5 protein-coding genes are annotated in these 3,331 nt (G+C 74.1%); 4 read left to right on the forward strand and 1 reads right to left on the reverse strand.

Going from position 1 to position 3,331, the window contains the following annotated elements; translation table 11 throughout:
• A partial coding sequence (locus AB0M20_RS33820; protein ID WP_364304407.1) for an NAD(P)-binding protein occupies nucleotides 1–214 on the reverse strand: 214 nt, incomplete at its 3' end.
• Nucleotides 215–284: 70 nt separating this feature from the next.
• Here AB0M20_RS33820 and AB0M20_RS33825 point away from each other — a divergent pair.
• From AB0M20_RS33825 to AB0M20_RS33840, 4 genes are all read left to right on the forward strand, one after another.
• Nucleotides 285–1,295, forward strand: coding sequence for an AraC family transcriptional regulator ligand-binding domain-containing protein (locus AB0M20_RS33825; protein ID WP_364304408.1), 1,011 nt, complete (start codon nucleotides 285–287; stop codon nucleotides 1,293–1,295).
• 5 nt (nucleotides 1,296–1,300) lie between these two features.
• Nucleotides 1,301–1,723 (forward strand): nucleoside deaminase, encoded by a 423-nt coding sequence (locus tag AB0M20_RS33830; RefSeq protein ID WP_364304409.1) that lies wholly within the window; start codon nucleotides 1,301–1,303, stop codon nucleotides 1,721–1,723.
• A complete protein-coding gene (locus tag AB0M20_RS33835) occupies nucleotides 1,720–2,565 on the forward strand; it encodes an LLM class flavin-dependent oxidoreductase (RefSeq protein ID WP_364304410.1) in 846 nt (281 codons plus the stop codon). Before AB0M20_RS33830 ends, AB0M20_RS33835 begins: the two co-directional genes overlap by 4 nt.
• 19 nt (nucleotides 2,566–2,584) lie before the next feature.
• Nucleotides 2,585–3,331, forward strand: a 747-nt coding sequence (locus AB0M20_RS33840; RefSeq protein ID WP_364304411.1) for an SDR family NAD(P)-dependent oxidoreductase, incomplete at its 3' end; no start/stop codon positions are given.

The raw sequence follows: 3,331 nt of genomic DNA on the forward strand, positions 1-3,331 counted from the left end.
CACCCTGCCACGGCCGGAACGGGTAGCTGAGGGTGAACATGTCCGAGTCCGAGCGGACGCCCGGGTACCGGAACAGGTCCCAGGTGCCGCCGATCGTGTCCCGGGCCTCGAGGATCACGTAGCTGCGGCCGGGATGTTCCTGCTGCAACCGGTAGGCGGCGCCGATGCCCGACAACCCCGCTCCGACGATCAGCACGTTCACGTGATCGGTCATACCGACAGCTTCCGCCTCCGGGCGTACCCAAAACTTGTCTTTGCGCGACATCCGTTTATCCTTGCGCGACATGCAGGCGATGGTCCGGGCCGCGGCGCTGCGCGGCCTTCCCGCGCTCGTCTCCACGCTGGGCGGCGACGGGACCGCGCTGCTCGCCCGCTTCGGGATCGACGCGGCCGCCCTGGACAGCGACGACGCGGTGATCGGGTCGGCGGACACCGCGCGGGTGCTGGAGACCGCGGCCTCGGAGCTGGGCTGCGGCGACCTCGGGCTGCGGCTGGCCGGTCAGCAGAGCGCCTCGGTGCTCGGGCCGCTGGCGCTCGCGATCGAGAGCTCCGCGACGCTGGGGGAGGCCCTCGACTGCACCCGGCGGTTCCTCTTCGTGCACAGTCCCGCGATCAGCGTGGACCAGGTCGAGGACCCGTCCGGCCGGCCCGGCGTGATCGGCATCCGGTATGCGGGGACCGCCGCCGAGCCGCTGCCGCCGCAGGCCACCGACCTCGGGCTCGGGCTGCTGCACCGGATCACGCTGCTGCTGGCCGGCGGCGCGTACGGGCTGCGGTCGGTGCACCTGCCGCACGGCATGCTGGCGCCGGTGAGCGCGTACACCGGGTTCTTCGGCGCGGACGTCCGCTTCCACCAGCCGGCGGCGATCCTGCGGGTGCCGGCCACGCTGGCGCAGTCCCCGGTGCCCGGCGGCGGCAACGAGGTGCTGCGGCAGATGGCGCTGGACTATCTGAGCAGCCACTTCCCGGCGCCGGGGCCGGCCGTCGCCGACCGGGTGCGCAAGCTGCTCAGCCAGTCGCTCGGCTCGGCGCCGGTGGACCTGGCGTCGATCGCCCGGCACACCCGGACCCACCCGCGCACGCTGCAGCGGCAGCTCGCCGCCGAGGGCGCCGCCTTCGAGGAACTGCTCGACGACGTACGGCGGGCCGCCGCGCACCGGCTCATCACCCAGACCGACGTGCCGCTGACCCAGATCACGGCGATGGTGGGGCTGGCGGAGCAGTCGGCGCTGAGCCGCGCGTCGCGGCGCTGGTTCGGCGTCAGCCCCCGCGAGCTCCGCCGATCCGGTATATAGGTGCGATGAACGCAGATCTGAACCTGCTCCGGCAGGCGGTCGGCCTGGCCACGGAGAACGCGGCGGCCGGGCAGCTGCCGTTCGGCGCGCTGGTCGTCCGCGACGGCGAGATCCTCGGCACGGGGGTGAACACCGCGCTGCGCGATTGCGACCCGAGCGCCCACGCCGAGGTCGAGGCGGTCCGCAACGTCTGCCGCGACCGTAAGACGCTCGATCTGACCGGCGCCGAGATCTACTCCAGCTGCGAGCCCTGCCCGATGTGCCGCTCGGTGGCCACCACGGCCGGCATCGCGGTGATCTGGTTCGCCGCGCTCGGCGCCGACCTGCCCGACCTGGCCTACCCGGTGCAGCCGCCCGCCACCTTCGCCGCCCGGCACGTGCGGCTCGACGGCTCGGGTGAGCCCTTCCAGCGCTACCTCGGCCGATGACGAAACTCGGCCTGAACATCCCGAACTTCGGCCCCACGGCGTCGCCGGGGGAGATGCGTGACTGGGTACGCTTCGCCGCCGACCACGGCTTCACGCTCGCCATGATGTCCGACCACGTGGCGGTCACCCCCGATGTGGCGGCGCTCTACCCGCCGCCGTTCTACGACCCGTTCACCACGCTCGCCTGGATGGCCGGGTACGCCCCGGACGGCCTGGAGCTGGGCACCACGGTGATCATCCTGCCGTACCGGCATCCGCTGCTCACCGCGTCGATGACGGCCGCGCTGCACGACTTCACGGATGGGCGGTTCGTGCTCGGCGTGGCGGCCGGGTGGGCCGAGGACGAGTTCACCGCGCTCGGGCTGGACTATGCGGCACGCGGGCGGATGTCGGAGGAGTATCTGGCCGCGATCCGGGCCGCGCTGCGCCAGGAGACGACCTCGGTGTCGGGGGAGTTCGTCGACTATGCCGACGTGGCGACCGGGCCGGTCCGTCGTACCCCGATCTGGGTCGGCGGCACCGCACCCGCCGTGCTCCGCCGCGCCGTCCGCCTCGGCGACGCCTGGCACCCGAACAACGCGCCGCTGGACTGGCTGCGCGACGTCGGCGTGCCGGCCACCGAGGGGGTCGCCTTCTGCCCGCGGATGCGTGCCCGCGTCGGTCCGCGGAGCACCCCGGGCACGGGCACGATCGACGAGGTCGCGGCGGACTTCCGGCAGCTCATCGAGATGGGCGCGGAGTACGTCGTGCTGGACACCAACCCGGACGACCCGAGCGACCGCCGGCCCGCCGCCGACGACCGCCGCGACCTGGCCGCCCTGGCCGCCAGGCTGCTGCGATGACGGCCGCCAGGCTGCTGCGATGACGCTCGACGGCAAGGTCATCATGGTCACCGGCAGCAGCTCGGGGATGGGCCGGGCCGCCGCCCGGCGGCTGGTCGCCGACGGCGCCCGCGTGGTGCTCGTCGCCCGACGCGAGCAGGACACCGCGGAGTTCGGCGACCGGGCGATCGCCATCCGCGCCGACGTCACCGACGAGGCGCAGGTCGCCGAGGCCGTCGCCGAGGCCGTCGCCCGGGCCGGCCGGCTTCACGGCGCGTTCAACAACGCCGGCGGCGTCAACCACACCGGGCCGCTCGACGGCCTCGGCGACGAGGCGTGGCAGGCCGACCTCGCGCAGAACCTGACCAGCGTCTTCTACTGCCTCAAGCACCAGGCGCCGGCGATCGCCGCGGCCGGCGGCGGCGCGATCGTCAACAACGCCTCGATCGGCGGGGTCACCGGCATCGCCGGGCTGGCGTCCTACGTCGCGGCCAAGCACGGCGTCGTCGGACTGACGAAATCTGTCGCGCTGGAGTGGGCCGCCCGCAAGGTCCGGGTCAACGCGCTGGTCACCGGCAACGTCGACACCCCGCTCTACCGCCGGCTGCTGGGCGTGGCCGAGGACGACCCGGGCGAGCTGGACGCGCCCAACCCGACCGGCCGGGTCGCCGACGGCGCCGAGGTGGGCGCCGGCGTCCGCGTCGGGATCGGCCCCGACGCCGCCCTCAACTCCCCCGGGGGGGCGGCCATCCTGCGCGGCGCGCCCACGGGCGCCACGCTGGGGTCG

It is taken from the genome of Actinoplanes sp. NPDC051633, assembly GCF_040681735.1.
In the GTDB taxonomy this organism is placed as follows: Bacteria; Actinomycetota; Actinomycetes; order Mycobacteriales; family Micromonosporaceae; genus Actinoplanes.

What these genes read in the sequence shown, in the direction of transcription:
- AB0M20_RS33830 (WP_364304409.1), top strand. Translation starts at nt 1,301, where the DNA reads ATGAACGCAGATCTGAACCTGCTCCGGCAGGCGGTCGGCCTGGCCACG.
- AB0M20_RS33825 (WP_364304408.1), top strand. Translation starts at nt 285, where the DNA reads ATGCAGGCGATGGTCCGGGCCGCGGCGCTGCGCGGCCTTCCCGCGCTC.
- AB0M20_RS33835 (WP_364304410.1), top strand. Translation starts at nt 1,720, where the DNA reads ATGACGAAACTCGGCCTGAACATCCCGAACTTCGGCCCCACGGCGTCG.